This window comes from Mycobacterium sp. 1245499.0 (assembly GCF_001673615.1).
Classification (GTDB): Bacteria; Actinomycetota; Actinomycetes; order Mycobacteriales; family Mycobacteriaceae; genus Mycobacterium; species Mycobacterium europaeum_A.
The window spans coordinates 17,594-42,347 of record NZ_LZMG01000395.1 but is presented as its reverse complement, the minus strand read 5'-3'; the positions used below and the strand labels follow the sequence as shown (position 1 = coordinate 42,347).

Below are 24,754 nucleotides of genomic sequence, written 5' to 3'. Positions count from 1 at the left end.
TTACTTACCTGTCTTTCCGACCTTGCGGCGGATCTGCTCACCCTCGTAGCGCACACCCTTGCCCTTGTACGGGTCGGGGCGGCGCAGACGGCGGATGTTCGCCGAGATCTGGCCGACCTTCTGCTTGTCGATCCCGGTGATGGTGAATTTCGTCGGCGACTGGACGGCGAACGTGATGCCGTCCGGAGCCTCGATCACCACGGGGTGGCTGTAACCCAGCGCGAACTCGAGGTTGGAACCCTTGAGCTGCACCCGGTAACCGACGCCGAAGATCTCCATCTTGGTGGTGTATCCCTGCGTGACGCCGGTGACCAGGTTGGACACCAGGGTCCGCGACAGCCCGTGCAGCGAGCGGTTGCGCCGCTCGTCGTTGGGGCGGGTGACCACGATCGCGCCGTCGTCGTTGCGCGACACGGTGATCGGCTCGGCCACCGTCAGGTCCAGGGCGCCCTTGGGTCCTTTCACCGACACCTTCTGGCCATCGATCGTCACGTCGACTCCGGACGGGACCGGAACCGGCTGCTTACCAATGCGAGACATAGTCTTTCGTTACCTCCCCGCCCTTACCAGACGTACGCGAGGACTTCGCCGCCCACGCCCTGTCGGGCTGCCTGGCGGTCGGTCAGCAGGCCCGAGGAGGTGGAGATGATCGCCACCCCCAGGCCACCGAGCACGCGCGGCAGATTGGTGGATTTCGCATACACCCGCAAACCGGGCTTGGACACGCGGCGCAGGCCGGCGATGCTTCGCTCCCGGCTCGGCCCGTACTTGAGCTGGACGATCAGCGACTTGCCGACCCGGGCATCCTCGGTCCGGAAATCGCTGATGTAACCCTCGCTCTTGAGGATCTGGGCGATGTTTGCCTTCAGCTTCGAGTGCGGCAACGTCACCTCGTCGTGATACGCCGAATTGGCGTTGCGCAGACGTGTCAAGAAGTCTGCGATCGGGTCCGTCATAGTCATCGAGCGCTGCTCCTCTTCATCGCTACGCTCTGCATCGTCGACATCGCGGTCATGACAGCGTTGGTACCTTCCTCGCGGTGGTTCCCGGTTTGGGCCTGTCGCGCACCTGTTCTGGGTTGGTCTTAGGGGTTGGGGCTGTTACCAGCTGCTCTTCTGCACGCCGGGCAGTTCGCCCGCGTGCGCCATCTCGCGCAGGCAGATCCGGCACAGTCCGAATTTGCGGAAGACCGCGCGCGGGCGGCCGCACTTGTTGCAACGGGTGTAGCCGCGCACCGCGAACTTCGGCTTGCGTGCGGCCTTGTTGACCAGTGCCTTCTTTGCCATCTACTCAGTTCTCCTTGAACGGAAAGCCGAGGGCCCGCAACAGCGCTCGTCCTTCGTCGTCGGTCGTCGCCGAGGTGACGACGTTGATGTCCATGCCGCGGACCCGGTCGATCTTGTCCACGTCGATCTCGTGGAACACCGACTGCTCGGCGAGCCCGAAGGTGTAGTTGCCGACACCGTCGAACTGCTTGGGCGACAGGCCGCGGAAGTCGCGGATACGGGGCAACGCGATCGAGGTGAGGCGGTCCAGGAACTCCCACATCCGGTCCCCGCGCAGGGTGACCCGCGCGCCGATCGGCATGCCCTCACGCAGCTTGAACTGCGCGATGGACTTGCGCGCGCGACGAATCTCGGGGCGCTGCCCGGTGATCAGCGCCAGGTCGCTGACGGCGCCGTTGATCAGCTTCGCGTCCCGTGCCGCATCGCCGACACCCATGTTGACGACGACCTTGGTCACCGTCGGGATCTGCATGACGTTGCCGTAGCCGAACTGCTGCTGCAGCGAATCGCGAATCTCGCTGCGGTAGCGCTCTTTCAGGCGCGGCTGAACCTTTTCTGCTGTGGTCATCCTAGATGTCCTTGCCGTTGCGCTTGGAGATACGAACCCGCTTGCCGGTCTCCTCGTCGACCCGGTAGCCGACGCGGGTGGGCTTACCGTCCGAGTCGACCACCATCACGTTGGAGACGTGGATCGGCGCTTCCTGGGTGACGATCCCGCCCGACTGCGCGCCCCGCTGGTTGGTCGAAACCGCGGTGTGCTTCTTGATCGCGTTGACGCCCTCGACCAGGACGCGATCGCGGTCCGGGTAGACCTTGAGCACCTTGCCTTTGGCGCCCTTGTCCTTACCGGCGATCACCAGGACGGTGTCGTCCTTCTTGACCTTCATTTACAAAACCTCCGGGGCCAGCGAGATGATCTTCATGAACCGCTTCTCGCGCAGTTCGCGGCCCACCGGCCCGAAGATGCGCGTCCCGCGCGGGTCGTTGTCGGGCTTGATGATCACCGCGGCGTTCTCGTCGAACTTGATGTAGCTGCCGTCGGGGCGGCGGCGCTCCTTGACCGTGCGCACCACGACGGCCTTGACGACATCCCCACGCTTGACGTTGCCGCCCGGGATGGCGTCCTTGACGGTGGCGACGATGACATCACCGATGCCGGCGTAGCGTCGCGACGAGCCGCCGAGCACACGGATGCACAAGATCTCCTTGGCGCCGGTGTTGTCGGCGACCTTCAGTCGCGATTCCTGCTGAATCACTCGATCTCCTGACCTGGGTTGCGTGTGCACGGCAGGAGAACCCACCTGGGTGAGCATTCGGCGGGCATGACCCACCAAAAACCTGACGTGCGCGGTCTTTGTCACCGAAGGGCACGCGGGGCCGATTCACACCGGCCGAGGTCTGCCCAAGGCAACCCCTAGAGTCTAGGGGACGACCAGCTCAGAGCCAAATTCTGCGCGAAGGCGATCGAGATGGGTCGATTCTGCACCTAAAAGGGCGGCGGGTCCTCGTCGAACCCGTGGGTGGTGGGCCAGGGGTGCTTCGCCGGTGGGGCGGCTCGGGCCAGGCGTGCGTCGCGGTTGTGCCGGCGTTCGGTGGCCACGCGCGCGGCGCGGTCCTGGGCGCGGGCGCGGCGGCGTTTGGGCATCATCGCGGTGCGCTCGGCGCAGTAATCGCGGGGCGGGTCGGCTTCGGTGGCCGGTATCGCGCCGGTGGGCGCGCACAGGCTGGGGAATAAGAGTGCGCTGCCCGGGGTGGTGACGTAGGTGTGTCCGTCGGGCAGCGTCCAGATGACGGTGCCGTCGGGCAGCTGGCGGTCGCGCCAGCCCCAAAACGTCTTCATCAGATGGTGCCCACGGCATAGCGCCTTGAGGTTCGAGGCGTGCGTGGGGCCGCCGTCGGCATACGGGATCGTATGGTCGAGGTCGCAGTCGGTGGCCGGGCGGTCACAACCCGGGGCCCGGCACGTCAGGTCGCGGCAGCGCACGAAGTCGGCCAGTGCGGCCGAGGGGCTGTAGCGGGTTTCGGCACCCGTGGGTGGGATCAGCGGCACCAGCCGCGCCGAGGCGGCCAGCTCGGCGAGCACCTCGGCCGGGATGAGACCTTCCACCCCGGGCGAGACCGCCGGGGTCGAGGCGGTGCCCTGCAGGCTGGCCTGCTCGGCGATCACGTGGATCACCACGTTGCTCTTGACCGCCCTCGGCGCGACCGCCGGGCAGTCGGAACCCCCGCAGCCACACACCAAACGCGCGCCGCCGGCGGCCAACACCCCCAACGCATCCGCACGCCGCTGCGCGGCGGTGCGCGGATCGGCCGCACACACCGTGGCGGCCAGCTCATCGAGGCGCCGATCCAACGCCTGGCCGTCGGTGGCCACCACACTGCCGCTCACATACGCCATCCCCGACTCGTGGTCGAGCACATCGACATAGCGATCCCGCAGCGCGTCCTTGGCCCGGCGCACCGCGTCGGCATCCGCGAGTGCGACCACCCGGTCCACCGCAGCACCCAGCCCACCGCGGGTCAGCGAGGGGCGCCGCGACAGCACCACCGCCAACTGCTCATCCACGCGGGCCAACACCTCGGCATCGGTGATCAAGTCAGTGCGAAACACCACCGTCTGAAACGCCCGGTAATCGATCAAACCGGCCCGAAAGACCTCACCGACCCGCGGCAACCGATCGCGCAAAGCCATCGCATACCGCAAGTAGCTATGCCCCATCGCCACACTGCACCCCAACGCGGCACCCAACTGCGCGGCCACCGCCTCCCACGCATCCGCCGACCAGTCCGCCTGCTCCCCCGACTCCCGACACCGCAACACCAACAACTCACCGGCCGCCACCAACCGCTCGGCGGCCGCCCGCGCCTCCGCACGCCCCGCCTCACGCGCCCGATCCAGCAGCGCCCCCGACTCGGGCGTCTCCCGCGACGCATACCACCACTCGAACATAAGTTCGATCATGCCACCGGCCACCGACAAGTGCGGTCAGTCGCCCTGCCGGATCCAGGCGACGATGTACAGGGTCATCGCCGTGACCAGCGCGATAAGCACCCACTGCACGATCGCCTGGTCGATCCACGACCCGGGCGGCGGGGCCCCGGGCAGGATGTTGCGCAGCGGGACGATCGCGAACAGGTTCGCGGCGTACCAGGTGGCGAACGGCGGCAGGAACTTCCTTCGGCCCAGCGCCATCGGAATGGCGACCAGCAGGGCCAGGGTGGGCAGGCTGACCAACACCAGGCAGATGCCCAGGTCGAAGATCAGGGGACCCTTGGCCCGCTTCAGGGTGATCACCACATTGCCGTTGTCGGTGGCGCGGGAAGTGGGCAGCGCGCTCGGGTCGTGCATCCGGTTGACGCTGACCTGCCACCCGTCCAGCGCCCCGGTCACCTCGACGCGGGCGGGAACCTTCCTGCGGTTCTCACCGGTGCCCACGAACGCGTCGGCCGCGATCGGCTCCGTCTGATAGGAGTCGAACGGCCAGTTACCCGGATCGCCGTGCGCCTCGATGGTGGTGCTGAGCTGGGCCGGCGCCTTGCCCTTCGGGTATTGCAGATCTCCCAGATCGCTTGTGGGATAAAGCCGGACCGCGACGTCGTTGGCCAGCACGTCAAACCTGTTGTCGTACTGGGCAACTCCTGGATACGCCAGCACCTCGACGGACAGCCGGTTGGCCACCGGCTTCAACTCTTCGAGGCGCAGCTGCACGATCGTGGCGTCGCCGCCGCCCTGGCTCAGGTCCAGTGGCGGCAGGGGCCCCTCTGACCGCTGTAGAAAGTGCACGCCGAACAGCGACAGGACGTAGACGATGATGACGCCCGCGAGAATGCCGACGCCAATCGCGATCCGCGGCGCCTCCCGCTTCTGCTTCGGGGCCTCGGTGGTCATCGCCGGCCGCCGCGAGCAACACCCCGCCGGGAATACCGAAGTGCTTGCTGACGCCGGGCCGGTGCCGTCGGCGAGAACCGGTCGGAAGAGGGCGACACGCCGTCAGATGTTAGCGGACCGACGCGGCCGCCCGCGCGACGAAATCTCCTGTCCAGTAACGCATCAGGCCCGCGTCACCCATCGGCCATGCGCCGTTTACATCGCCGGCTGAAAAAGCGGCCCTCCGGCCTGGCGACACCCATTTGCTAACCCGATGACGAGTCGGCCACGCAGCGAAACCCGATGTGGGTCGTCGCGGAGTCCTGCGATTGTGGTGACCGGGCCGCCGGACGGTAACGGTGGCAGTACTCCGGCGCGCACAGGTGGCTGCCGCCCTTCAACGCTTGGTTGACGGACGGATCGGCCGGGCCCGACGGGGCGCAGCAGGACTTGGGCGGCGGGTCGAGCCGGTGACGCGCCGAGTATTCGGTGGCCGTCCACTCCCACACGTTGCCGATCATGTCGACGAGCCCAAAAGCGTTGGGGGGGAAGGTACCTACCGGCGAGGTCCCCACCCAGCCGAGCGCCCCGTCGTTGCGGTACGGAAAGCTGCCCTGCCACGTGTTGGCCATCAGCCGGCCCTCGCTGGTGGCCTCGTCACCCCAGGAGTACGTGGTCGTCGAACCGGCCCGCGCCGCGTACTCCCACTCGGCCTCGGTCGGCAGGCGCCGGCCGGCCCAGCGCGCGTAGGCGGTCGCATCCGGATACGCCACCTGCACCACCGGATGATCACCGCGGTCGCGGACATCGCTGTCGGGCCCGAACGGGTGGCGCCAGCTCGCGCCGGGCACCCACCGCCACCACTGTCGCCAGTCGCGCAGGTCGACCGGCCCGGCGGTCGGACGGAAAACCATTGCGCCCGGGCACAAATCGCCGGGGTCCGCGCCCGGATACAGCGCCGGGTCGATCGGCTGCTCGGCCACCGTCACATATCCGGTGGCGGCGACGAATTCGGCGAACTGCGCGTTGGTGACCGGGTGCCGTTCCACCGCGATCGGACCCACCGTCACGGTGTGGATCGGCGCCTCTTCGGGGTAGAAGCTGGTCGATCCCATGCGGAATGATCCGCCGGGGAGGTCGACCAGCTCGGTTAGCACCCCGTCAGGCTACGCCCGCCGGGCGCCTCAGTCGGATTGCCGATACCAGGTGAGCATGTACAGCGCCATCGCCGCGACCAGTGCGATCAACACCCAGATCACCAGGGCTTGGTCGATCCACGCGCCCGGCGGGGGCGCCCCCGGTAAAAAGTTGCGGATGGGGATGACGGCGAACAACATAGCGGCAAACCACGTGACGAACGGTGGCACGAATTTCCGTCTGCCCAAGGCGATTTGGATGACCACGGCGAAGGCCAACGCGGGCAGCGCGAAGAGAACCAGGCAGATCCCGAGGTCGAAGATCAGCGGGCCCTTGGCCCGGTGCAGGGTGATGACGACGTTGTCGGCGCGATCCGAGTCCTGGCTGGCCTCGCCGACGCGCTGAACGCTGACGTCCCAGCCGTCCAGGCCTCCGGTGACCTCCACCCGCGCGGGAATGTAGCGGCGCGCATCCCCCTGGCCGACAAGCACATCGGCGGATAGGGCGTCGGTGCGGTAGGAATCGAACGGCCAATTGTTCGGGTCGCCGTGTGCCTCGATGGTGGTCGCGACCTGCGCCGGCGACTTGCCGGCCGGGTACTGCAGATCGCCGAGGTCGTTCGGGGGATCCATGCGCACCGCGGTGTCGGTCTTGAGCACCTCCAGGCGTTTGTCGAACATCGACTCCTCGGGGATCACCAGCACCTTCACTGTCAACCGGTTCGCGGCGGTGTCCAGCTTCTCCAGGCGCACCAGCACGACGGTGTCATTGGTGGCGTTGAGGTCCGGCGGCTTGAGCGGGCCACCCGATTTCGCGAGCAGGTGCACCCCGAACAGCGACAGGACATACACGGCGAGGAAGCCCGCGACGGCGGCCATGGCGATGACCCTGCGCCGCTTGCGCCGGTCGGGCTCGGCCGGTGACGCGGGTGCCGCGGGTGGTTGCTCCGCTGGCGCCGGAGGCGGCGGCGAGGGTGGCGCTTGATGGGACATCGGTCACACCTCCGTGGGAACTCGAACACTCGTGGACGGATGCTAGCGAACTCGCCACCGGTGCGGGCGAAGTTTAAAAATTCGTCATGTTTAGGCAATTTTCGCCGGGTCCGCTGCACCGCGCGCCGGTTCAGCGAAACGAACTTGTGGGCTCGGCGGCCACCGCGCCCCGCGCCGCGCAAACCTTCGATCGCAGCCGGTGCGCGCACCAGTTCATCCGGAGTTTGTTTGCCTGTTCAACCGGTGGCGGTAGATGTCGACTGTGCAGCGCAAGCGTTGGGCACCGGTGACCGGCGTTCTGGTGGCCGCCCTGGTGGTCTCGGCATGCAGCAACTCCCCCGCGAGCCTGCCGTATACCGCCGGCGCCAAGGTGGACTGCGGCGGCAAGCAGACCCTGGCGGCCAGCGGCTCGACCGCGCAGGCCAACGCGATGACCCGGTTCGTCGACGCCTATCGCCAGGCCTGCTCCGGGCAGACCCTGAACTACACCGCCAACGGGTCGGGCAACGGGATCGCCGACTTCCTGGCCGGCAGAACGGATTTCGCCGGATCGGACACACCGCTGTCGGGTGAGCAGTACGCCACCGCCAGACAGCGGTGCGGCGGCGCCGACGCCTGGAACCTGCCGGTGGTATTCGGCCCGCTGGCCATCACCTACAACCTCGCCGCCGTCGACTCGCTGGTGCTCGACGCGCCCACGCTGGCCAAGATCTTCAACGGCACGATCACCCGCTGGGACGACCCGGCCCTGACGTTGCTCAACGCCTCCATGCCGGCCGAGGACATTCACGTCATCTACCGCAGCGACGGTTCGGGCACCACCGACAACTTTCAGGCCTACCTGCAGTCCGCGTCCGGCGGGGCGTGGAACAAGGGCGCGGGCAAGGCCTTCAACGGCGGCGTCGGCACGGGCGCCGTCGGCAACACCGGCATCGCGGCCGCCGTGAAGAACACCGAGGGTGCGATCGGCTACACCGAACTGTCGTATGCGCTCCAGCAGGGACTGTTCGCGGCCGAGATCAAGACGCCGGCCAGCCGCAGATCGTTGCGTCCCGTCCGGATCGGCACCGACACCGTCGGCAAAACCATCAGGGGCGCCAGGATCACCGGCGCCGGCAACGATCTGGTGCTCGACCTGTCGTCGTTCTACAACCCCGCCCAGCCGGACGTCTACCCGATCGTGCTGGCGACCTACGAGATCGTCTGCTCCAAGTACCCCACCTTCGATGTGGCCAAGGCGGTCAAGGCTTTTCTACAGGCGGCCATCGGCCCCGGCCAGATCGAACTGGCCAAAAGCGGCTACATCCCGTTGTCGCCCGAGTTCCAGGCGCGGGTGTCGGCCGCGGTCGACGCGATCAGTTCGGTGGACGCACCAAAATCCGAATGAGCACAACTACGTCCGGGTAGGCGCTTTTCGATCGCGTTGTCGCCACCAGCCGATCAGGAACAGCGTCAGCGCGGTGACGAGCCCGATCAACACCCACAGCACGATGGCCTGATCCACCCACGAACCGTACGGCGGGCTGCCCGGCAGGATGTTGCGCAGCGGGACGATCGCGAAAAGCATTGCGCCGTACCACGTGGTGAGCGGCGGCAGGAACGACGTGCGGCCCAGCGCCACGGGAATGGCGACCCATAACGCCAGCACGGGCAGCGAGATCAGGACCAGACAGATGCCGACATCGAAGATCAGCTGCCCCTTGGCCCGGTGCAGCGTGATCACCACGTCGTCCTTGAGGTCCGGGTTGTTGTCTTCGGCGTCGTGGACGCGGGTGACGGTGGCATCCCAGCCGTCCAGCCCCCCGGTCGCCTCGACGCGCGCGGCCGTCTTCTCCTTGCCGGCGCCGGACCCGGTGAACACGTCGGCCGAGATGACGCCGGTCCGGTACGAGTCGAACGGCCAGTTCGCCGGATCGCCGTGCGCCTCGATGGTGGTTGTCACCTGTGCGGGTGCCTTGCCGACCGGGTACTGCAGATCACCCAGGTCGTTGTCGGGATACAGCCGGACCGCCGCATCGGTCGTGAGCACCCCGAAGTTCTTGTCGTACAACGTGTCTTTGGGGTAGACGAGCACATTGACCGTCAGCCGGTTCGCGACGGTATCCAGCTTCTCCAGCCGCACCTGCACGACGCTGTCCTCGGCCTCGACCTTGCTCAGGTCTACCGCGGGTAGCGGGGGCGCCGATTTGGCCAGCAGGTGCACGGCGATCAGCGACAGCACGTAGATGACGACGAGGGAGGCGACGATCCCGAACGCGATGGCGATCTGCCGCCCTCGCGCGCCGGCCGGTGCCGGCGGCGCGGGTGGTCCGGCGGGCATCGGGGTACTCATCAGTCCTTCGAAAAGGCAAGCGCGATCTCGGTTTCCACGTCCACATAGGGTCGGCCGGACAGGTCGACGGTCACCTGGGTGATGGTGCCTCCGGTGAAGGTGAACGGCGCCTTATAGCGACTGGAGACGCCCGACCCGCCGTTGCGCCCGACCGTGATGCCCGCGCCCGCCAGCCCGAAGGTGCCGGGGTGGGTGCTCACCCCGGTCAGCATGCCGACGACCTTGTCGTCGATGAACAAGCTGACGTCACCGAGCGGCGTGTGACTGTTCTCGACCGTCCCGGTGCGTGAATAGCTGGCGCCGAACAGATGTCGGCCCAGCGGCACGGCGTCGGACGACGACACCTCCTGCTGGCGCTCGCCGAGGAAGTTGTACACGTAGTGCAACCGGCCGTCCTGGATGAACAGCACATGCCCGCCGTGCGCGCCGCCCTGCTTGAACAGCACACCCTCGGCGCCAGTGGTGTCGACGGTCACCTCGGCGAGCACCGAGAAGGACCGGCCGCGGATTTCGGCGGCGGCACCGATGCTGACGTCAGCGCAGTCCGGATAGTAGATGTAGGTGTTCCGGTCGCTGACCAGATATGGCCGCGACCGGCCCAGCGTCTCGAGGATGTTCAGGTCCGACAGCGGCAGTCCGTTGTATTTGGCCGCCTCCGAGAACCACAGCGCCTTGAGTTCTTCGAGTTTGTCCGGGTTTTCGGCGGCCAGGTCGTGGCACTGGCTGCGGTCGGCCTCGATGTGGAACAGTTCCCAGCGGTCGGCGTCGAAATGCGACCAGCCGGCCGGTGTCGCCGCATGGACGGTGTTGGCGAACCAGCCCTGGTGCCAGATCCCGCGGGTGCCCAGCATGGTGTAGAACTGGGTGCTCTTGCCGGTGTCGGCGCCCGGATCGGCAAGGGCCGCCTTGAAACTCACGCCGTCCAGGGGCTTCTGGGGGATGCCCTTGAGGGTCTGCGGTGGCGCCATGCCCAGCAGGTCGTAGACGGTCGGGGTGATGTCGCAGACGTTGACGTAGGTGTCGCGAACCTCCCCGTGTGCGGCAATTCCGTTGGGCCACGAGATGATTGCCGTATCCGCGATGCCACCCTCATGGGAGGCGTACCGCTTGTAGAGCTTGTAGGGCGTGTTGAAGGCCATCGCCCAGCCGATCGGGTAATGGTTGTAGGTTTCGGGGCCGCCGAGGTGGTCGAATAACTTCATGCTCTCTTCGACGGTGTCGATGTAGCCGTTGAAGAACTTGCCCTCGTTGACCGAGCCGTTCGGGCCACCCTCGCCGCTGGCGCCGTTGTCGGAGATGACCACGATGATGGTGTTGTCCAGCTGGCCCGATTCCTCGAGATAGTCCAGGATGCGGCCGATCTGGGCGTCGGTGTAGCTCAAGAACCCGGCGAACACCTCGGCCATCCGCGCGAACAGCCTTTTCTCTTCGTCGTTGAGTGAATCCCAGGGTCGCACGGTGTCCTGCAGCGGCCACGGCTCACCGCTCGGTCCCTTCACGTCCAGGTACGGGTTGACCGGTGACAGCTCGGTGTCGGGCGGCACGATTCCGAGCGCCTTCTGCCGCTCCAGCACGATCTCGCGGTAGCGCTCGTAGCCCATGTCGAAGCGACCGGCGTAGCGGTCGGCCCATTCTTTGAATACGTGATGCGGCGCGTGCCCGGCGCCGGGGCACACGTAGGAGAACCAAGGCTTCTCGGGCGCAATCACTTTGGCGTCGCGGATGAACTCGATGGTCTTGTCGGCCAGGTCCTTGGAGAGGTGGTAGCCGTCCTCCGGGGTGCCCGGCGGGCTCACCGGGTGGTTGTCGTACACCAGGTCGGGATACCACTGGTCGGTTTCACCGCCCAGGAATCCGTAGAACCGTTCGAAGCCGCGTGAGGTCGGCCAGTGCCGCTTGGTCGACGCGAGATTCGATTCCTCGAGCGGGGTCAGGTGCCACTTGCCCACGGCGTAGGTGTTGTAGCCGTGCTCGGCGAGCGCCTCGGAGAGCAGGCCGGTGTCAAACGGTATGCGGCCGTTGGCATTGGGGAAGCCCTCGGTGAACTCCTCGATGGTGGCCATGCCGACCGTCGTGGCGTTGCGTCCGGTGAGCAGCGACGCCCGGGTCGGCGAGCACAGCGCGGTGGTATGGAATTGCGAGAGCCGGACGCCGCGCTCGGCGATGCGCGACATGGCCGGCATCTCCACCAGACCGCCGAAGCAGTCCCAGGTGGCGATGCCCGTGTCGTCCCACACCAGGTACAGGACGTTGGGTGCGTCGGGGGGCGCGGTCGGCGCGGCGTAGGGTCCCCAGTCCGGTTCGGAGTCCCGGATGTCGAGCTCGATCTTCCCGTTGAACTGCCCCGACCCAGTCGCCATCGCCGCAGACTACACCCGCGACGGGGCGTTCGCTGCCGCTAGCTAAAAGGGCTTACTTAGCCTTTTCCAGAATTTCGACGAGGCGCCAGCGCTTGGTCGCCGAGGTCGGGCGGGTCTCCATCAGCGATACGCGGTCGCCGATTCCCGCCGTGCTGTTCTCGTCGTGCGCCTTGACCTTCGTGGTGGTCCGGATGATCTTGCCGTACAGCGGGTGACGCACGCGGTCCTCGAGCTCGACCACGATGGTCTTCTGCATCTTGTCACTCACCACGTAGCCGATGCGCACCTTGCGCCGTCCCCGCACCTTCGGGTTGGCCGGAGTGTGCTTGGGGCCTTTGGGATTACCGTCCTTCGACGCGGCCTCGGTTGCGGCGGCCTTCTTGGGCGCGGCCTTCTTGGCTTCTGCCATCACGATTCCTTACCATCCGGCCCGGAAGCCAGGCCCAGTTCTCGTTCGCGCAGCACCGTGTAGACGCGCGCGATCTCCTGACGCACCGTGCGGAGCCGGCGGTTGTTGGTGAGCTGTCCGGTCGCCATCTGGAAACGCAGATTGAACAGCTCTTCCTTGGATTCGCGCAACCGCTCGGTGAGCTCCTCTTCGGTGAGCTCACGCAGTTCGCCAGGCGAAATTCCCACTGCCATCAGAACTGATCCTCTCGAGTCACGATGCGGGCCTTGATCGGCAACTTGTGGATCGCGCGGGTCAGCGCCGCCCGGGCGGTCTGCTCGTTGGGGTAGCTGAGTTCGAACAGCACCCGGCCCGGCTTGACGTTGACGACCCACCACTCCGGCGAACCCTTACCCGAACCCATGCGGGTCTCGGCGGGCTTCTTGGTCAGCGGCCGGTCGGGGAACACGTTGATCCACACCTTGCCGCCACGCTTGATGTGCCGGTTGATGGCGATACGAGCGGACTCGATCTGGCGGTTGGTGACGTAGGCGTGCTCCAAGGCCTGGATGCCGTAGTCACCGAAGTTCACCGCCGTACCGCCACTGGCGATGCCGCGCTGGCGGGGGTGGTGCTGCTTGCGGTGTTTAACCCTGCGGGGAATCAACATGATTCAGCTCTCCGTGCTCTGTGGTTCTGCAGCGGGTGCGGACTGGGCCGGCGCGGCGCCAGCGCCCTCTTCGGCGCTTGCGGCCGCGCGGCCGGCCTCGGTGCTGGTGGCCGTGGTGCCCGACGCGCCACTGCGACGCGGACGGGTGCCCGACGGACGCTCACGGCGCGAACGCTCGGCACCGGCCGGAGCGGCGGCGGCCAATTCGCGCTTCCCGCCGACGATGTCGCCCTTGTAGATCCACACCTTCACGCCGATCCGGCCGAAGGTGGTCTTGGCTTCGTACAGGCCGTAGTCGATGTCGGCGCGCAGCGTGTGCAGCGGCACCCGGCCCTCGCGGTAGAACTCCGAGCGGCTCATCTCGGCGCCGCCGAGGCGGCCGGAGCACTGCACCCGAATGCCCTTGACGTTGGGCTGACGCATCGCCGACTGGATGGCCTTACGCATCGCCCGGCGGAACGCCACGCGGTTGCTCAGCTGCTCGGCGACGCCCTGGGCCACCAGTTGCGCCTGCGACTCCGGGTTGCGGACCTCGAGGATGTTGAGCTGAACCTGCTTGCCGGTCAGCTTCTCCAGGTCGGCACGGATCCGGTCGGCCTCGGTGCCGCGGCGGCCGATCACGATGCCGGGACGCGCGGTGTGGATGTCCACCCGGACTCGGTCACGGGTGCGCTCGATCTCCACGTCGGCGATCCCGGCCCGCTCCAGGCCGGTCGAGAGCAGCCGCCGGATGGCGACGTCTTCCTTGACGTAGTCCGCGTACTGCTTGTCGGCGTACCAGCGTGACTTCCAGTCGGTGGTGATGCCCAGCCGGAAACCGTGCGGATTGATCTTCTGGCCCACTAGTCTGAGCCTCCCTTCGCGTCAGAGGTCTCAGACGTCTTGGCTTCGGCCTTCGCCGCCTTCTTCGCGGGCGCTTTGGTGGCGGCCTTCTTGGCGGGCGCCTTATTGGCCGGCGCTTTCTTGGCGGGGGCCTTCGCGGCGGCCTTGCTGGCCTCGGCGCGACGGGCCCGGGACGACTTCGCCGGTCCCTGGTCCTTGCCCGGCCGGCTTTCCACCACGACGGTGATGTGGCTGGTGCGCTTGCGGATCCGGAACGCGCGGCCCTGGGCGCGCGGACGGATGCGCTTGGCGGTGGGGCCCTCGTCGGCGTAGACGGTGGCGACCACCAGGGTCGCCGGGTCCAGCCCGTTGTTGTTCTGCGCGTTGGCCGCGGCACTGGCGATCACCTTGGCCACCGGCTCGCTGGCGGCCTGCGGCGCCCAGCGCAGGATGTCCAGCGCGTCGGCCACCGAGCGGCCGCGCACCAGGTCGATCACCCGGCGCGCCTTTCTCGGCGACACCCGCACGAACCGTGCTTTGGCCACCGCCGATGGGAATTCCGTTGTGGTCATCGCCGTTTGGCCTTCCGGTCGTCCTTGATGTGTCCCTTGAAGGTGCGGGTGGGCGCGAATTCACCGAGCTTGTGGCCGACCATCGCCTCGGTGACGAACACCGGGACGTGCTTGCGTCCGTCGTGGACGGCGAAGGTGTGGCCGATGAAGTCAGGAATGATCGTCGAACGTCGCGACCATGTCTTGATCACCTGTTTGGTGTTCTTCTCGTTCTGCGTGTCCACCTTCTTGAGCAGGTGGCCGTCGACGAACGGGCCCTTCTTCAGGCTGCGTGGCATGTGCTGATACTCCTAGTCCTGGGACTTCCTCAGCGCCCGTGCTTCTTGCCGGTGCGCCGGCGTCGGACAATGAGCTTGTTGCTGGCCTTGTTCGGGTGCCGGGTGCGGCCCTCGGGCTTGCCCCACGGGCTCACCGGGTGACGACCACCGGAGGTCTTGCCCTCACCACCACCGTGCGGGTGGTCCACCGGGTTCATCACCACACCACGGACGGAGGGGCGCTTGCCCTTCCACCGCATCCGGCCGGCCTTGCCCCAGTTGATGTTCGCCTGTTCGGCGTTGCCGACCTCGCCGACGGTGGCGCGGCAGCGCACGTCGACGCGGCGGATCTCACCGCTGGGCATCCGCAGCGACGCGTAGGTGCCCTCTTTACCGAGCAACTGGATGCTCGACCCGGCCGAGCGCGCCAGCTTGGCGCCGCCGCCCGGCCGCAGCTCCACGGCGTGGATGACGGTACCGGCCGGGATGTTGCGCAGCGGCAGGTTGTTGCCCGGCTTGATGTCGGCGTTCGGGCCGCACTCCACCACGTCGCCCTGCGAAAGTCCCTGCGGCGCAATGATGTAGCGCTTCTCGCCGTCCAGGAAGTGCAGCAGCGCGATGTTGGCGGTGCGGTTGGGGTCGTACTCGATGTGCGCGACCTTGGCGTTCACGCCGTCCTTGTCGTTGCGGCGGAAGTCGATCACCCGGTAGGCGCGCTTGTGGCCGCCACCCTTGTGGCGGGTGGTGATGCGGCCGTGCGCGTTCCGGCCACCGTGGCCGTGCAGCGGGCGCACCAGCGACTTCTCCGGGGTGGAACGGGTGACTTCGGAGAAATCGGACACGCTCGAGCCGCGGCGGCCCGGGCTCGTCGGCTTGTACTTACGAATTGCCATGTCTAATCAGGTCTTCCTCTCGCGGCGGCTACGCCGGTGCCCCGAACAGATCGATCGGCTTGCTACCCGGCGCCAGCGTGACGATGGCCCGCTTGGTGCTCTTGCGCTTGCCGAATCCGGTCCTGGTGCGCTTGCGCTTACCTTGCCGGTTCGCGGTGTTCACCGATGCGACCTTGACGGAGAAGATCTTCTCGATAGCGATCTTGATCTGCGTCTTGTTCGAATCGGGGTGCACCACAAACGTGTACACGTTGTCGTCGAGCAACGAGTAGGACTTCTCCGAGATGACGGGGCCCAGAATGATGTCGCGGGGGTCAGTGATGGTCGCCATCTACGCCGTTACCTCCACATCTTTATCGGCGGCGCCGCCGGTGGCCCCAGCGATGTAGGCGCCCAGCGCCTCAACGCTGAACACCACGTCGTCGGAGCGCAGCACGTCGTAGGTGTTGAGCTGGTCGGGAGTCAACACGTGCACACCGGGCAGGTTGCGCACGCTCTTGGCGCCAGTCTCGTCGCTGCGCCCGATCACGACCAGCACCTGCTTGCGGTCGGTCAGCGTGCCCAAGAACGCCCGGGCGTTCTTGGTCGACGGCGTCTGCCCCGACACCAGCTCGGTGATCGCGTGGATGCGGCCGTTGCGAGCCCGGTCGGACAGGGCACCGCGCAACGCCGCGGCGATCATCTTCTTGGGCGTGCGCTGGCTGTAGTCGCGGGGCTTGGGCCCGTGCACGACGCCACCACCGGTGAACTGCGGGGCGCGGGTCGAACCCTGACGGGCCCGCCCGGTTCCCTTCTGCCGGTACGGCTTACGGCCACCGCCGCTGACATCGCCGCGCGTCTTGGTCGAGTGCGTGCCCTGACGCGCCGCCGCCCGCTGCGCGGTGACGACCTGGTGCATCAGCGCGATATTGGCCGGCGCATCGAACAACTCGGCCGGCAACTCGATCGAACCCTCGACCTTGCCGCCCGGCGTCTTGACGTCAATCTTCACCGCTGCCATTACTTCTCACCTCGCTTGACCGCGCTGCGGACCACGACGAGTCCACCGGTGCGGCCGGGGACCGCGCCCTTGATCAGCAGCACGCCGTTCTCGGTATCGACCTTGTGCACCAACAGGTTCTGGACGGTCACCCGGTCGCTACCCATCCGGCCCGCCATCCGGGTGCCCTTGAAGACCCGGGCGGGGGTGGCGCAGCCGCCGATGGAACCGGGCCGCCGGTGCACCGCCTGGGCACCGTGGCTGGCGCCCTGGCCACGGAAGCCGTGGCGCTTCATGGTGCCGGCGAAGCCCTTGCCCTTGGAGGTGCCCGTGACATCGACGTAGGCGCCGTCGGCGAAGATCTCCGCCGTCAGCTCCTGGCCGACCTCGTATTCGGCGGCCGCCTCGGGGTTCTCCAGCCGCAACTCGGCCAGAAACCGGCGCGGGTTGACGCCCGCGGCGGCGTACTGACCGGTCACCGGCTTGTTGACCTTGCGGGGACTGATCTCGCCGTAGGCCAGCTGCACGGCGCTGTAGCCGTCGCGCTCGGGGGTACGGATCCGGGTCACCACGTTCGGGCCGGCCTTGACGACCGTCACCGGCACGACCCGGTTGTTCTCGTCGAACACCTGCGTCATGCCCAGCTTGGTACCCAGGATGCCTTTTCTTGCCATGAGTCGCCGATCTCCTACTGGATGTTGACGTCGACACTGGCCGGAAGGTCGATGCGCATCAGCGCGTCGACGGTCTTCGGCGTCGGGTCGAGGATGTCGATGAGCCGCTTGTGCGTGCGCATCTCGAAGTGCTCCCGCGAGTCCTTGTACTTGTGCGGTGAGCGGATGACGCAATACACGTTCTTCTCAGTCGGCAGCGGCACCGGACCTACAACGCTGGCACCCGTGCGGACGACGGTCTCGACGATCTTGCGCGCCGACGCGTCAATAGCCTCATGGTCGTAGGCCTTAAGCCTGATGCGGATCTTCTGTCCCGCCACGCTTCTCCTACCCTCACTCCTGTTGGGGCCCGGTATCCGGGCTCACATAGTCCTCAGTGCCTCCCAGCGCGCCAGTCGACGGCCCAATCTTGGGCCGATCGAGCGTTGCGCCGGATATTGCGCCGCTGTTTACCTGTCGTGGTCCACCGGCCCCCGCGGTCGGGCGTGTCACCCTCACGCAGCCTCAGCACGACAATTTCAGGATCGAAATTCGTCGCTCTCAAAGGATGGGACCGGACGCGCCCGTTTGGACGCTGGTCGTATGCCCGACCAGGCGCAAACCCGGCTCAAGGCAACCTGAACAGTATGCCTGAAGATCGTGGCCGATCAAAATTCGGCCCGGATCTGCGTCCGAATCCGCCACACCCGCCTCGCGGACGGTAGCACCGGAGGATAACCGCGCTGGTCAGAAGCGCCTAGCTGGCGGGGCGCCGGCCCTCAGGCACCCGCCGATTCGACAGTCGCCGCGCCGGACCTGGCGCACTGGACGTGCAGGAAGCCGTCGACGGCCTCCAGCGCGCATTGCCGGTAGTCGAAATCGGGCAGGGTGGACAGCCTGCCCAGCACCAGGGGCCCGATGAGCAGGGCGATCGCCCGCGACCGGTCGACCTCCCCCAGCTCGGCGGCCTCCGGGCTGTCGAAGATGGCGTCGAAGGGCTCCGCGTACTGCTGGGCGATGCGCTCGCGCAGGGTGGTGATGGCCGCGCTGTCGGCGTTGTGGCTGCGCCGCGGCTCGGGCATGCCTTCCAGGTCGCGGCCCAGCGCCAGCCAGGACATGGCGGTCATCACGGTCGGGGCCAGGGCCACGGCCTCGGCCTGGGCCAGCACCACCGCGACCAGCCGGTCGCGCAGCGAGCCCTCGGCCGGCGGGGTGGGCGACGCCGGTATCAGGCTGTTGAAAGCCGCTGCCAGTAAGTCGTTTCCGCTCGGGAAGTGGCGATACAGGGTTGCCCGGGCGACGTTGGCGGTGCGGGTGACCGCGTCGACCGTCACCGCACTGGGACCCCCGGCGCGCAGCAGCGTGACGGCGGCTTCCAGCAGCCTGGCCCGCGACCGTGCCGGGCGCGGGTCGGACGTCTCGGTGGAAATTGCGCCCACCTCCCGTTTGAAAACAAGACTATCGGTCTACCTACAAGACTATTGGTCTCGAAACGTCGCACGGTCCCAAGGAGGCGCACCGCATGGTCGAAACCCTCGTCCGGAATGACCAGCGTACTGACGGGATCGGCATCGGCGGTAGCTTCCGGGCCCGAAACTGGACGCTGGCCGTCGCCTGCATGGGGGTGGCCCTGGTGGTGGCGTCGATGACGGCCCTGAACACCGCGCTCGGCGACCTGGCGGTCGCCACGTCGGCCACCGCCTCGCAGTTGAACTGGGTCGTCGACGGCTACACCGTGGCGTTGGCCTGCCTGCTGCTGCCGGCCGGCGCGATCGGTGACCGCTACGGACGGCGCGGCGCGCTGCTGACCGGACTGCTGGTGTTCTCGATCGGCTCGGTGGCGCCGGCGCTGCTGCACAACCCGTCCCAGATCATCGCGGGGCGGGCGGTGGCCGGGATCGGTGCCGCGTTCGTCATGCCCGCGACGCTGTCGCTGCTCACGGTGGCCTATCCAAAAGACGAGCGCACCAAGGCCGTTGGGATCTGGGCGGGGACGGCCGGTTCCGGCGGCGTGTTGGGCATGCTCGGTTCCGGCCTGCTGCTTCGGTTTTGGGACTGGCACGCCATCTTCTGGTCGCTGGGCATCGCCGGCCTGCTGATTTTCGCGCTGGCCTGCACCGTGGCGTCGTCACGCGACGCGGGCGCTCCTCGGGTCGATGCGCCGGGCGCGGTCCTGATCGGCGCGGCGGTCGCCGTCGCCGTGGCCGCCATCCTGGAAGCGCCGGGGCGCGGGTGGAGCGACCCACTGGTGTGGGGCGGGCTGGCGGTCGGTGCGGTCATGGCCGCGGCGTTCGCCGCACTCGAGTTGCGCCTGGCGGCGCGGGGCCGGCAACCGCTGCTGGATGTCCGGTTGTTCGCCGACCCGAATTTCGCCACCGGGGTGACCGCGATCGTCATCCTGTTCGGCGCCACCTTCGGGTTCTTCTATATCGGCATGCAATACGTGCAGCAGATCATGGGCTACTCCGCGTTGGCGACCGCGGCGGCCTTCGGGCCGTTCATGGTGCCGCTGGGCATCTTCTCGGCCCTGTCGTTCTGGTATGTGCCCAAGCTGGGCCTGCGGCTGGTGTTGTTCGCCGGCACCCTGCTGATGGCGGTGGGATTCGGATGCATGTACTGGCTGGACCTGCACTCCACCTACCTCGAGTTCGCCTGGCCCACACTCATTCTCGCCACCGGCATCGGAATCTGCACGGCGCCGACGACGTCGGCGATCATGGGTGCGGTTCCCGACGAGAAGCAGGGCGTCGCCTCCGCGGTGAACGACACCTCACGCGAGATGGGCGGCGCGCTGGGCATCGCGGTAGCCGGTTCCATCCTGGCCGGTCGCTACTCGCACGAGCTCGCGCCCAGGCTGTCGGACTTTCCCGCACCGGTGCGGGGTCAGGCCACCGACTCGCTGGCCAAGGCGGTCGAGATCGCCGCCCGGCTCGGACCGCAGGGACGCCAGCTGGCCGATATCAGCAAGTCCGCGTTCCTCGCGGCCCTGCACGCCTCCACCATCGCGATGGCCGCGATCGTCGCCCTCGCCGCCGTGGCGATCGGGGTGTGGGCTCCCGGCCGCGACGGCCGCCAGCTACGCCCGGTGCGACGGCTGCTGTCGCGTCACTGAGCGCGCCAGCGGCCACCGTCAATGCCGTTGTCCGACAGCCGATTCAATGCACAAAGACACCGTGGCGAAAGCTTGCAAGCGCCCGCCGTTTCTGGTATCAGAGATGTATATCGACAGTTACAAGTCATCTCTGTACTCCCGAGGTGGATGTGGTGTTGATGGGCGTTACGAGCGTGGTCGAGCCGGCATGCGCGGCGATCCGTGAGGCGACGGCGATCGTGGAGGCCGAGTGGATGCGCCTGCGGCGACCGAGCGTGCCGGTTCGATACCCCAGCTGCGAGTTGCCCGCGGCGCGGCGTGGCCGGCGCGGCGCGACCACCCTGGTCTCCCTCGCGCCGACGCGGGTCAGGCGCTCGACGCGCCCGCGTGCCACCGACGGCCGATGGCCCGTCTCCCTGGTGTGGGCGCGGCAGCGTTCTCCTCCGTAGTGCCAACGTCTTTCGCAGTCGAGGCGAGAGGAGGTGACTGACAACAGATAAAGCACGGGCTATCCAAGCATGAGATGGCGGTCGTGCCGTCCACGAATATTGCGACGCATTGTTCGCGCGACGCACACCTGCGCGCGCACAGCCACTTGTCGTGGCCATCTACGTGGACCGCATGATGTTCGCCGCCTCGTCGGGCGGGCCGCCGCGGCGGCCGAGTATCTCGGCTACCGCGTCGCGGCCCGCCCATTTGTCCGCGTTCACCGTACGAACTGCGCGGCCCGGTGCCCGATCATCACGATCGTGGCGTGCGGCCCGCGGCTGGTGATCGCCGGCAGGACCGAGCCGTCGATCACCCACAGGTTGTCGATGCCGAGGACCCGGCACCGCGGGTCTACGACCGCGCGCGGGTCGCCGTCGGCACCCATCGGCGCGGTCCCGCAGAGATGTTGCGAGGTCGACCAGACGGCCGCCGCCGCATCGACTGTGCCACCGGCCAATTCGCGGGCCAGTTCGCTGCCCCGGCGCAGCGCCGCGACGTCGTCGGGCTCACTGTCGTAGCGGTGTTCGATTCGCGGCGACACATCCGGATCGGCCGAGACCAGCGTCATGCGCCCACGCGCGCGTGGTTGCATCAGCGCCACCCCGATGTGTGGCCAGTCGGCGTGCCCGGCGGTGCCGTCACCGGTCATCGCCACGAATCCACCCGTGTACGGCCGGATCTCGAGATCGTCGGCGGTGCACAGCACCACCTCGAGCACCGGCCGTCCGGGCGCCACCGTCCAATCCGTGGGCAGCACCCATTCGGCGTGATCGCTGAACGACGTCCCCACCGGCAGCGGCGCCAGCACCGGCACCCCGGCGGCGGTCAGCATGGCCTCGTCGCCGATGCCCGAGAGCATCAGCAGGTGGGCCGTTTCGATCGCGCCGGCGCACAACACCACCCGGTCGGCGGTATAGGTCACCCGTCCCTGCGGGCCGATCGCATCCACGCCCACCGCGGCGGTGCCGGCAAAACGCAGGCGGGCCGCCCGGGTCTGCGCTTGCACGGTCAGGTTCGGCCGGCGCAACGCCGGGATCAGATATCCCGCGCCGGACCCCCGCCGCACGCCGTCGACGATGTTGAGCGGCACGGCGCCGATCCCCGAGACCGGTTCTGCTGCAGCGTCATTGAGGTCGTCGACCCAGCCGAACCCGGCGCGCTGGGCGGCGCCGACGAAACGCTCGGTGGTCCCGGTCATGTCGTGGGTGCGGCGCACCCGGATCGGGCCGCTGCGCCCGTGGGCGGGTCCGTCGAAGTCCAGGTCGGTCTCGATGGCGCGGAAGCTGTCCAGCACGTCGGGCCATCCCCAGCCCGGGATGGCCATGCGATCGAAGTCGCGCGGTAGCCCCCGGCAGAAGTAGCCGCCGTTGATCGCGCCCGATCCGCCCACGGTCGCACCGCGCACGATGGGATGCTGGCGGGCGGGTTCGTCGGTGAGCCGGGTCTGATAGCGCCGGACCAGCGGGCTGCCGACACCTATCGGCAACTGCAACCCGTTCGCGGTCTGGGCGAGAAGTCCCGGATCGTCGAGCGCGGGGCCCGCCTCGAGGACATGCACCGAACATTGCGGATCGGCGGAAAGGCGTTCCGCAACAACCGATCCTGCGCTCCCGGCGCCGACGATCAGCACATCGCTGTGCGAGGCGGCCTTACTCAAGGGCGGGTCAAGGTGTGATTAATTCCGGATCTGGGGCTTCAGGGCGCGCACGTTGCGCTCCCGCAGCACGCCCCACCACAACCCGAGCCCGTATGCCAGGTCGTCGACGCGCTTGAGCAACAGGTAGGTGGGCAGCCCGATCGGTTCGACCTCGTCACCGATGGCGTCGCGGCGGCGAAGCCAGTCGACCACCCCGTCCATGACCGCCGCGACCAGCACCACCCGCCTGAAGTGACGCGACATGGTGGCGGCCACCAACGCCAGCGGCCAGTAGTGCCGGCACAGCGCCGACGCCAGCTGCAGCGCCGCCGACCACAGCCCGCGGCCCGCGATCATCGCGACGTCGGTCATCGACGTCTCGGCGGTGCGCATCGCGCGCGCGATCCGGCGACCGGTCAGGACGGCGAGCAGGATGGACGCCAGCCGCGACAGGGTGGACCCGAATGCCATCAGGATCCACGTCATCAGCGCCCACCCGGAAATCACCACCGGCGCCGTCTTGTCCGGGTGGCGGACCGACAACGGGGCCGCCGAGCCGCCGTAAAAGGCCTTGCGCGCCAGCCAATCCCGCAATTCGGTGCGGTGGTCGTGGGCGACCAGGGCGATCGGTTCGTAGCGCAGCCGGACGCCCGCCTCGATGAGCCGCCAGCACAGATCGACGTCCTCACCGGACTGCAGGGTCTCGTCGAACCCGCCGACCTCCCGGATCGCCGAGCACCGGCAGATGATCGCCGCGCTGGGCACGTAGGACACCGTGCTGTGCGGCAGCACCGGCGCCTCGCGCTCACCGAGGTCGAGCGACGAGTGCACCGCCTCGTAGCGCGCCACCACGTTCTCGCTGTGCGACAGGCCGACGATGCGGGGCGCGACCAGGCCGACCGTGGGATCGCAGAAGTGACCGAGCAGGGCCTCCAGCCAGCCCCGGCGGGGGGCGACGTCGGAGTCCAAGAAGGCGACGAAGTCCGTCCGGCACGCCCGCAGGCCGGTGTTGCGGGCCGCCGCCGGACCCTTGCTGCGGTCGTGTCGCAACACCTCGATGTCGCAGTGCGCGCCGACGAAGTCGTCCGGGACGATCGGGGGAAACGAGCCGTCGTCCACCACGACGACGCGCAGGCCGCGCAGTGAACTGACCAGGCGCCGCACCCCAGATAGGTTGTCGCGCACCGGAATTACCACCGTGACGTCATGGTGCGACGGGCCGCCCGCGGGGCGGGGATGCGCCACCGTCGCGTCCAGCAGGGTGCGGGCCAGCTGGGCGGACAGCTCGTCGCGCACCTTCAGCCGGCCATCGGAGAGCATGTCCTGGGCGGCGGGCGCGAGCTTGAGCAGGCGGGTGGGCGACCCGCCGAGCAGCGCCGAGCCGTCGCCGAGCACCCGCACCCGGCGATCGACCTGGACGGCGAACCCGTTGGGCAGTCGGGGGGCGGTCACCCGAGCATCCCGTCGGGCCCCGGCCGCCATCGGGCGACTCGGCGGACACAGCCGTCGACCATCTCGGCGAGGATCCGCTCACCCTCGGCGGCGGTGGCGGTGGTCGGGTCGCCCAGCACGCCGACCGGGCTGACCGCCGCCACTCCCCCGCGGCGCATCGACCCGAGCAACTCGGGCAGGGGCGCGGTGTTGCCGGCCACCCGCCGATCGGCCCGGACATCGGCCGGCGAGATGTGCAGCAGCACCGATGTTTCGGTATGGCCGGCGTGGGCGTCGCCGCCGATGGTCAGGCAGGGGCACCAGCCGGCGTCGCGGCCCTCGGTGCGCAACAGGGCCACCGCGCTGCGCAGCGCGGTGACATTGCCGCCGTGCCCGTTGACGAACACGATCCGCCGGGCCCATCCGGCCGCTGACCTGCCGTACTCGACCAGCAGGGTGGTCAAGGCCTCGGTGCCTAGCGAGATCGTTCCGGCGAAGCTCTGGTGCTCGCCGCTGGCCCCGTAGGCCAGGGCCGGCGCCACCAGCCACTCGTGGCCGAGACGGCCTCGAGTGCCGCGGGCGACCGCCGTTGCGATCCGGGTGTCGGTGTCCAGCGGCAGGTGGGGACCGTGTTGTTCGGTCGACCCCAGCGGAACCAGTACCGAGGCCGCCTTGTCTGATAGCTGGCTCGACGTCGCGGTTCCCAAGTCGCCGAGTACGGGCACTCGGTGATGGTAGGACGAATTCACCTGGCGTGCACCGATTGTTGAAGCCTCAAAATGACTTTTTTTCTTCGGTCGTTCATCGGGCGTTCGAATCGTGGGCTCGTCCGTCACGGTTACCCCGCCCGTATCACGATTTGCGCAAGCGTCACTTAATCCGGGTATGTCCGACTTGG

29 protein-coding genes are annotated in these 24,754 nt (G+C 68.0%); 2 read left to right on the top strand and 27 right to left on the bottom strand.

Translation table 11 applies throughout. The features are described from left to right. The 10 genes from rplF to A5646_RS24655 form a co-directional block, all read right to left on the bottom strand. The gene (gene rplF / locus A5646_RS24700; protein ID WP_066869404.1) at positions 1-540 is read right to left on the bottom strand and encodes a 50S ribosomal protein L6; all 540 of its coding nucleotides are present in this window, start codon (positions 538-540) and stop codon (positions 1-3) included. A 23-nt stretch (positions 541-563) separates the two neighbouring features. Further along, positions 564-962 (bottom strand): 30S ribosomal protein S8, encoded by a 399-nt coding sequence (rpsH, locus tag A5646_RS24695; protein WP_066869401.1) that lies wholly within the window; start codon positions 960-962, stop codon positions 564-566. Between the two features lie 138 nt (positions 963-1,100). Continuing rightward, a complete protein-coding gene (locus A5646_RS24690) occupies positions 1,101-1,286 on the bottom strand; it encodes a type Z 30S ribosomal protein S14 (protein ID WP_003873499.1) in 186 nt (61 codons plus the stop codon). Positions 1,287-1,290: 4 nt separating this feature from the next. Next, positions 1,291-1,854 carry a 50S ribosomal protein L5 gene (rplE, locus tag A5646_RS24685; protein ID WP_066869394.1) on the bottom strand — a complete coding sequence of 188 codons (564 nt, stop codon included), beginning with the start codon at positions 1,852-1,854 and terminating at the stop codon, positions 1,291-1,293. A 1-nt stretch (position 1,855) separates the two neighbouring features. Continuing rightward, the gene (gene rplX, locus A5646_RS24680) at positions 1,856-2,173 is read right to left on the bottom strand and encodes a 50S ribosomal protein L24 (protein WP_067024865.1); all 318 of its coding nucleotides are present in this window, start codon (positions 2,171-2,173) and stop codon (positions 1,856-1,858) included. Continuing rightward, a complete protein-coding gene (rplN, locus tag A5646_RS24675) occupies positions 2,174-2,542 on the bottom strand; it encodes a 50S ribosomal protein L14 (RefSeq protein WP_003403649.1) in 369 nt (122 codons plus the stop codon). A 230-nt stretch (positions 2,543-2,772) separates the two neighbouring features. After that, a complete protein-coding gene (locus A5646_RS24670) occupies positions 2,773-4,248 on the bottom strand; it encodes an HNH endonuclease signature motif containing protein (protein WP_156765691.1) in 1,476 nt (491 codons plus the stop codon). A gap of 24 nt (positions 4,249-4,272) precedes the next feature. Further along, positions 4,273-5,175 carry a DUF4436 domain-containing protein gene (locus A5646_RS24665; protein ID WP_066869388.1) on the bottom strand — a complete coding sequence of 301 codons (903 nt, stop codon included), beginning with the start codon at positions 5,173-5,175 and terminating at the stop codon, positions 4,273-4,275. 245 nt (positions 5,176-5,420) lie between these two features. Further along, a complete protein-coding gene (locus tag A5646_RS24660; protein ID WP_067024862.1) occupies positions 5,421-6,311 on the bottom strand; it encodes a formylglycine-generating enzyme family protein in 891 nt (296 codons plus the stop codon). Between the two features lie 27 nt (positions 6,312-6,338). Then, on the bottom strand, positions 6,339-7,283 hold the full coding sequence (locus A5646_RS24655) for a DUF4436 domain-containing protein (RefSeq protein ID WP_067024859.1): 945 nt from the start codon (positions 7,281-7,283) through the stop codon (positions 6,339-6,341). A gap of 253 nt (positions 7,284-7,536) precedes the next feature. Here A5646_RS24655 and pstS point away from each other — a divergent pair, with 253 nt between their 5' ends. Then, positions 7,537-8,670 carry a phosphate ABC transporter substrate-binding protein PstS gene (pstS, locus tag A5646_RS24650; protein ID WP_369806990.1) on the top strand — a complete coding sequence of 378 codons (1,134 nt, stop codon included), beginning with the start codon at positions 7,537-7,539 and terminating at the stop codon, positions 8,668-8,670. A gap of 6 nt (positions 8,671-8,676) precedes the next feature. Here pstS and A5646_RS24645 read toward each other — a convergent pair whose 3' ends face one another. The 14 genes from A5646_RS24645 to A5646_RS24580 all read right to left on the bottom strand — a co-directional run bounded on the left by A5646_RS24645 (position 8,677) and on the right by A5646_RS24580 (position 18,588). Beyond that, positions 8,677-9,603 (bottom strand): DUF4436 domain-containing protein, encoded by a 927-nt coding sequence (locus A5646_RS24645; protein ID WP_066869376.1) that lies wholly within the window; start codon positions 9,601-9,603, stop codon positions 8,677-8,679. An 11-nt stretch (positions 9,604-9,614) separates the two neighbouring features. Beyond that, positions 9,615-11,975 (bottom strand): arylsulfatase, encoded by a 2,361-nt coding sequence (locus A5646_RS24640; RefSeq protein ID WP_067024853.1) that lies wholly within the window; start codon positions 11,973-11,975, stop codon positions 9,615-9,617. A 52-nt stretch (positions 11,976-12,027) separates the two neighbouring features. Next, on the bottom strand, positions 12,028-12,384 hold the full coding sequence (gene rpsQ, locus A5646_RS24635) for a 30S ribosomal protein S17 (RefSeq protein ID WP_066869370.1): 357 nt from the start codon (positions 12,382-12,384) through the stop codon (positions 12,028-12,030). Further along, a complete protein-coding gene (gene rpmC / locus A5646_RS24630; RefSeq protein WP_055401869.1) occupies positions 12,384-12,617 on the bottom strand; it encodes a 50S ribosomal protein L29 in 234 nt (77 codons plus the stop codon). Before rpmC ends, rpsQ begins: the two co-directional genes overlap by 1 nt. After that, positions 12,617-13,033: a 50S ribosomal protein L16 gene (gene rplP, locus A5646_RS24625; protein ID WP_007773582.1), complete on the bottom strand. Its 417-nt coding sequence runs from the start codon at positions 13,031-13,033 to the stop codon at positions 12,617-12,619. The genes rpmC and rplP overlap by 1 nt, the downstream gene beginning before the upstream one ends. Before the next feature lie 3 nt (positions 13,034-13,036). Next, positions 13,037-13,876 (bottom strand): 30S ribosomal protein S3, encoded by an 840-nt coding sequence (gene rpsC / locus A5646_RS24620; RefSeq protein ID WP_066869367.1) that lies wholly within the window; start codon positions 13,874-13,876, stop codon positions 13,037-13,039. Continuing rightward, positions 13,876-14,427, bottom strand: a complete 552-nt coding sequence (gene rplV / locus A5646_RS24615) for a 50S ribosomal protein L22 (protein ID WP_067024850.1) — start codon at positions 14,425-14,427, stop codon at positions 13,876-13,878. The genes rpsC and rplV overlap by 1 nt, the downstream gene beginning before the upstream one ends. Further along, the gene (gene rpsS, locus A5646_RS24610) at positions 14,424-14,705 is read right to left on the bottom strand and encodes a 30S ribosomal protein S19 (protein ID WP_007773585.1); all 282 of its coding nucleotides are present in this window, start codon (positions 14,703-14,705) and stop codon (positions 14,424-14,426) included. Before rpsS ends, rplV begins: the two co-directional genes overlap by 4 nt. Before the next feature lie 29 nt (positions 14,706-14,734). Continuing rightward, positions 14,735-15,577 carry a 50S ribosomal protein L2 gene (rplB, locus tag A5646_RS24605; RefSeq protein ID WP_007773586.1) on the bottom strand — a complete coding sequence of 281 codons (843 nt, stop codon included), beginning with the start codon at positions 15,575-15,577 and terminating at the stop codon, positions 14,735-14,737. Positions 15,578-15,605: 28 nt separating this feature from the next. After that, positions 15,606-15,908 (bottom strand): 50S ribosomal protein L23, encoded by a 303-nt coding sequence (rplW, locus tag A5646_RS24600; protein ID WP_007773589.1) that lies wholly within the window; start codon positions 15,906-15,908, stop codon positions 15,606-15,608. Further along, entirely contained in the window at positions 15,909-16,577 is a 669-nt protein-coding gene (rplD, locus tag A5646_RS24595) for a 50S ribosomal protein L4 (protein WP_066876433.1), read from the bottom strand. It lies immediately after the preceding gene. Beyond that, a complete protein-coding gene (gene rplC, locus A5646_RS24590) occupies positions 16,577-17,230 on the bottom strand; it encodes a 50S ribosomal protein L3 (protein ID WP_066869357.1) in 654 nt (217 codons plus the stop codon). Before rplC ends, rplD begins: the two co-directional genes overlap by 1 nt. A gap of 14 nt (positions 17,231-17,244) precedes the next feature. Next, on the bottom strand, positions 17,245-17,550 hold the full coding sequence (gene rpsJ, locus A5646_RS24585; RefSeq protein WP_003873519.1) for a 30S ribosomal protein S10: 306 nt from the start codon (positions 17,548-17,550) through the stop codon (positions 17,245-17,247). 438 nt (positions 17,551-17,988) lie between these two features. Beyond that, positions 17,989-18,588: a TetR/AcrR family transcriptional regulator gene (locus tag A5646_RS24580; RefSeq protein ID WP_197497926.1), complete on the bottom strand. Its 600-nt coding sequence runs from the start codon at positions 18,586-18,588 to the stop codon at positions 17,989-17,991. 143 nt (positions 18,589-18,731) lie between these two features. Here A5646_RS24580 and A5646_RS24575 point away from each other — a divergent pair, with 143 nt between their 5' ends. Continuing rightward, positions 18,732-20,321, top strand: coding sequence for an MFS transporter (locus tag A5646_RS24575; protein ID WP_067024847.1), 1,590 nt, complete (start codon positions 18,732-18,734; stop codon positions 20,319-20,321). A 685-nt stretch (positions 20,322-21,006) separates the two neighbouring features. Here the strand turns inward: A5646_RS24575 and mftG are convergent. The 3 genes from mftG to mftE are packed head-to-tail and all read right to left on the bottom strand — an operon-like array spanning position 21,007 to position 24,605. After that, positions 21,007-22,446 (bottom strand): mycofactocin system GMC family oxidoreductase MftG, encoded by a 1,440-nt coding sequence (gene mftG / locus A5646_RS24565; RefSeq protein ID WP_067024842.1) that lies wholly within the window; start codon positions 22,444-22,446, stop codon positions 21,007-21,009. A gap of 18 nt (positions 22,447-22,464) precedes the next feature. Continuing rightward, complete coding sequence (gene mftF / locus A5646_RS24560; protein WP_156765690.1) at positions 22,465-23,877, bottom strand: mycofactocin biosynthesis glycosyltransferase MftF; 1,413 nt, start codon at positions 23,875-23,877, stop codon at positions 22,465-22,467. Continuing rightward, the gene (gene mftE / locus A5646_RS24555; RefSeq protein ID WP_066869340.1) at positions 23,874-24,605 is read right to left on the bottom strand and encodes a mycofactocin biosynthesis peptidyl-dipeptidase MftE; all 732 of its coding nucleotides are present in this window, start codon (positions 24,603-24,605) and stop codon (positions 23,874-23,876) included. Before mftE ends, mftF begins: the two co-directional genes overlap by 4 nt. Between the last annotated feature and the right edge of the window lie 149 nt (positions 24,606-24,754).

What these genes read in the sequence shown, in the direction of transcription:
- rplF (WP_066869404.1), bottom strand. Translation starts at nt 540, where the DNA reads ATGTCTCGCATTGGTAAGCAGCCGGTTCCGGTCCCGTCCGGAGTCGAC.
- rpsH (WP_066869401.1), bottom strand. Translation starts at nt 962, where the DNA reads ATGACTATGACGGACCCGATCGCAGACTTCTTGACACGTCTGCGCAAC.
- A5646_RS24690 (WP_003873499.1), bottom strand. Translation starts at nt 1,286, where the DNA reads ATGGCAAAGAAGGCACTGGTCAACAAGGCCGCACGCAAGCCGAAGTTC.
- rplE (WP_066869394.1), bottom strand. Translation starts at nt 1,854, where the DNA reads ATGACCACAGCAGAAAAGGTTCAGCCGCGCCTGAAAGAGCGCTACCGC.
- rplX (WP_067024865.1), bottom strand. Translation starts at nt 2,173, where the DNA reads ATGAAGGTCAAGAAGGACGACACCGTCCTGGTGATCGCCGGTAAGGAC.
- A5646_RS24670 (WP_156765691.1), bottom strand. Translation starts at nt 4,248, where the DNA reads ATGATCGAACTTATGTTCGAGTGGTGGTATGCGTCGCGGGAGACGCCC.
- A5646_RS24665 (WP_066869388.1), bottom strand. Translation starts at nt 5,175, where the DNA reads ATGACCACCGAGGCCCCGAAGCAGAAGCGGGAGGCGCCGCGGATCGCG.
- A5646_RS24655 (WP_067024859.1), bottom strand. Translation starts at nt 7,283, where the DNA reads ATGTCCCATCAAGCGCCACCCTCGCCGCCGCCTCCGGCGCCAGCGGAG.
- pstS (WP_369806990.1), top strand. Translation starts at nt 7,537, where the DNA reads ATGTCGACTGTGCAGCGCAAGCGTTGGGCACCGGTGACCGGCGTTCTG.
- A5646_RS24645 (WP_066869376.1), bottom strand. Translation starts at nt 9,603, where the DNA reads ATGCCCGCCGGACCACCCGCGCCGCCGGCACCGGCCGGCGCGCGAGGG.
- A5646_RS24640 (WP_067024853.1), bottom strand. Translation starts at nt 11,975, where the DNA reads ATGGCGACTGGGTCGGGGCAGTTCAACGGGAAGATCGAGCTCGACATC.
- rpsQ (WP_066869370.1), bottom strand. Translation starts at nt 12,384, where the DNA reads ATGGCAGAAGCCAAGAAGGCCGCGCCCAAGAAGGCCGCCGCAACCGAG.
- rpmC (WP_055401869.1), bottom strand. Translation starts at nt 12,617, where the DNA reads ATGGCAGTGGGAATTTCGCCTGGCGAACTGCGTGAGCTCACCGAAGAG.
- rplP (WP_007773582.1), bottom strand. Translation starts at nt 13,033, where the DNA reads ATGTTGATTCCCCGCAGGGTTAAACACCGCAAGCAGCACCACCCCCGC.
- rplV (WP_067024850.1), bottom strand. Translation starts at nt 14,427, where the DNA reads ATGACCACAACGGAATTCCCATCGGCGGTGGCCAAAGCACGGTTCGTG.
- rpsS (WP_007773585.1), bottom strand. Translation starts at nt 14,705, where the DNA reads ATGCCACGCAGCCTGAAGAAGGGCCCGTTCGTCGACGGCCACCTGCTC.
- rplB (WP_007773586.1), bottom strand. Translation starts at nt 15,577, where the DNA reads ATGGCAATTCGTAAGTACAAGCCGACGAGCCCGGGCCGCCGCGGCTCG.
- rplW (WP_007773589.1), bottom strand. Translation starts at nt 15,908, where the DNA reads ATGGCGACCATCACTGACCCCCGCGACATCATTCTGGGCCCCGTCATC.
- rplD (WP_066876433.1), bottom strand. Translation starts at nt 16,577, where the DNA reads ATGGCAGCGGTGAAGATTGACGTCAAGACGCCGGGCGGCAAGGTCGAG.
- rplC (WP_066869357.1), bottom strand. Translation starts at nt 17,230, where the DNA reads ATGGCAAGAAAAGGCATCCTGGGTACCAAGCTGGGCATGACGCAGGTG.
- A5646_RS24575 (WP_067024847.1), top strand. Translation starts at nt 18,732, where the DNA reads ATGGTCGAAACCCTCGTCCGGAATGACCAGCGTACTGACGGGATCGGC.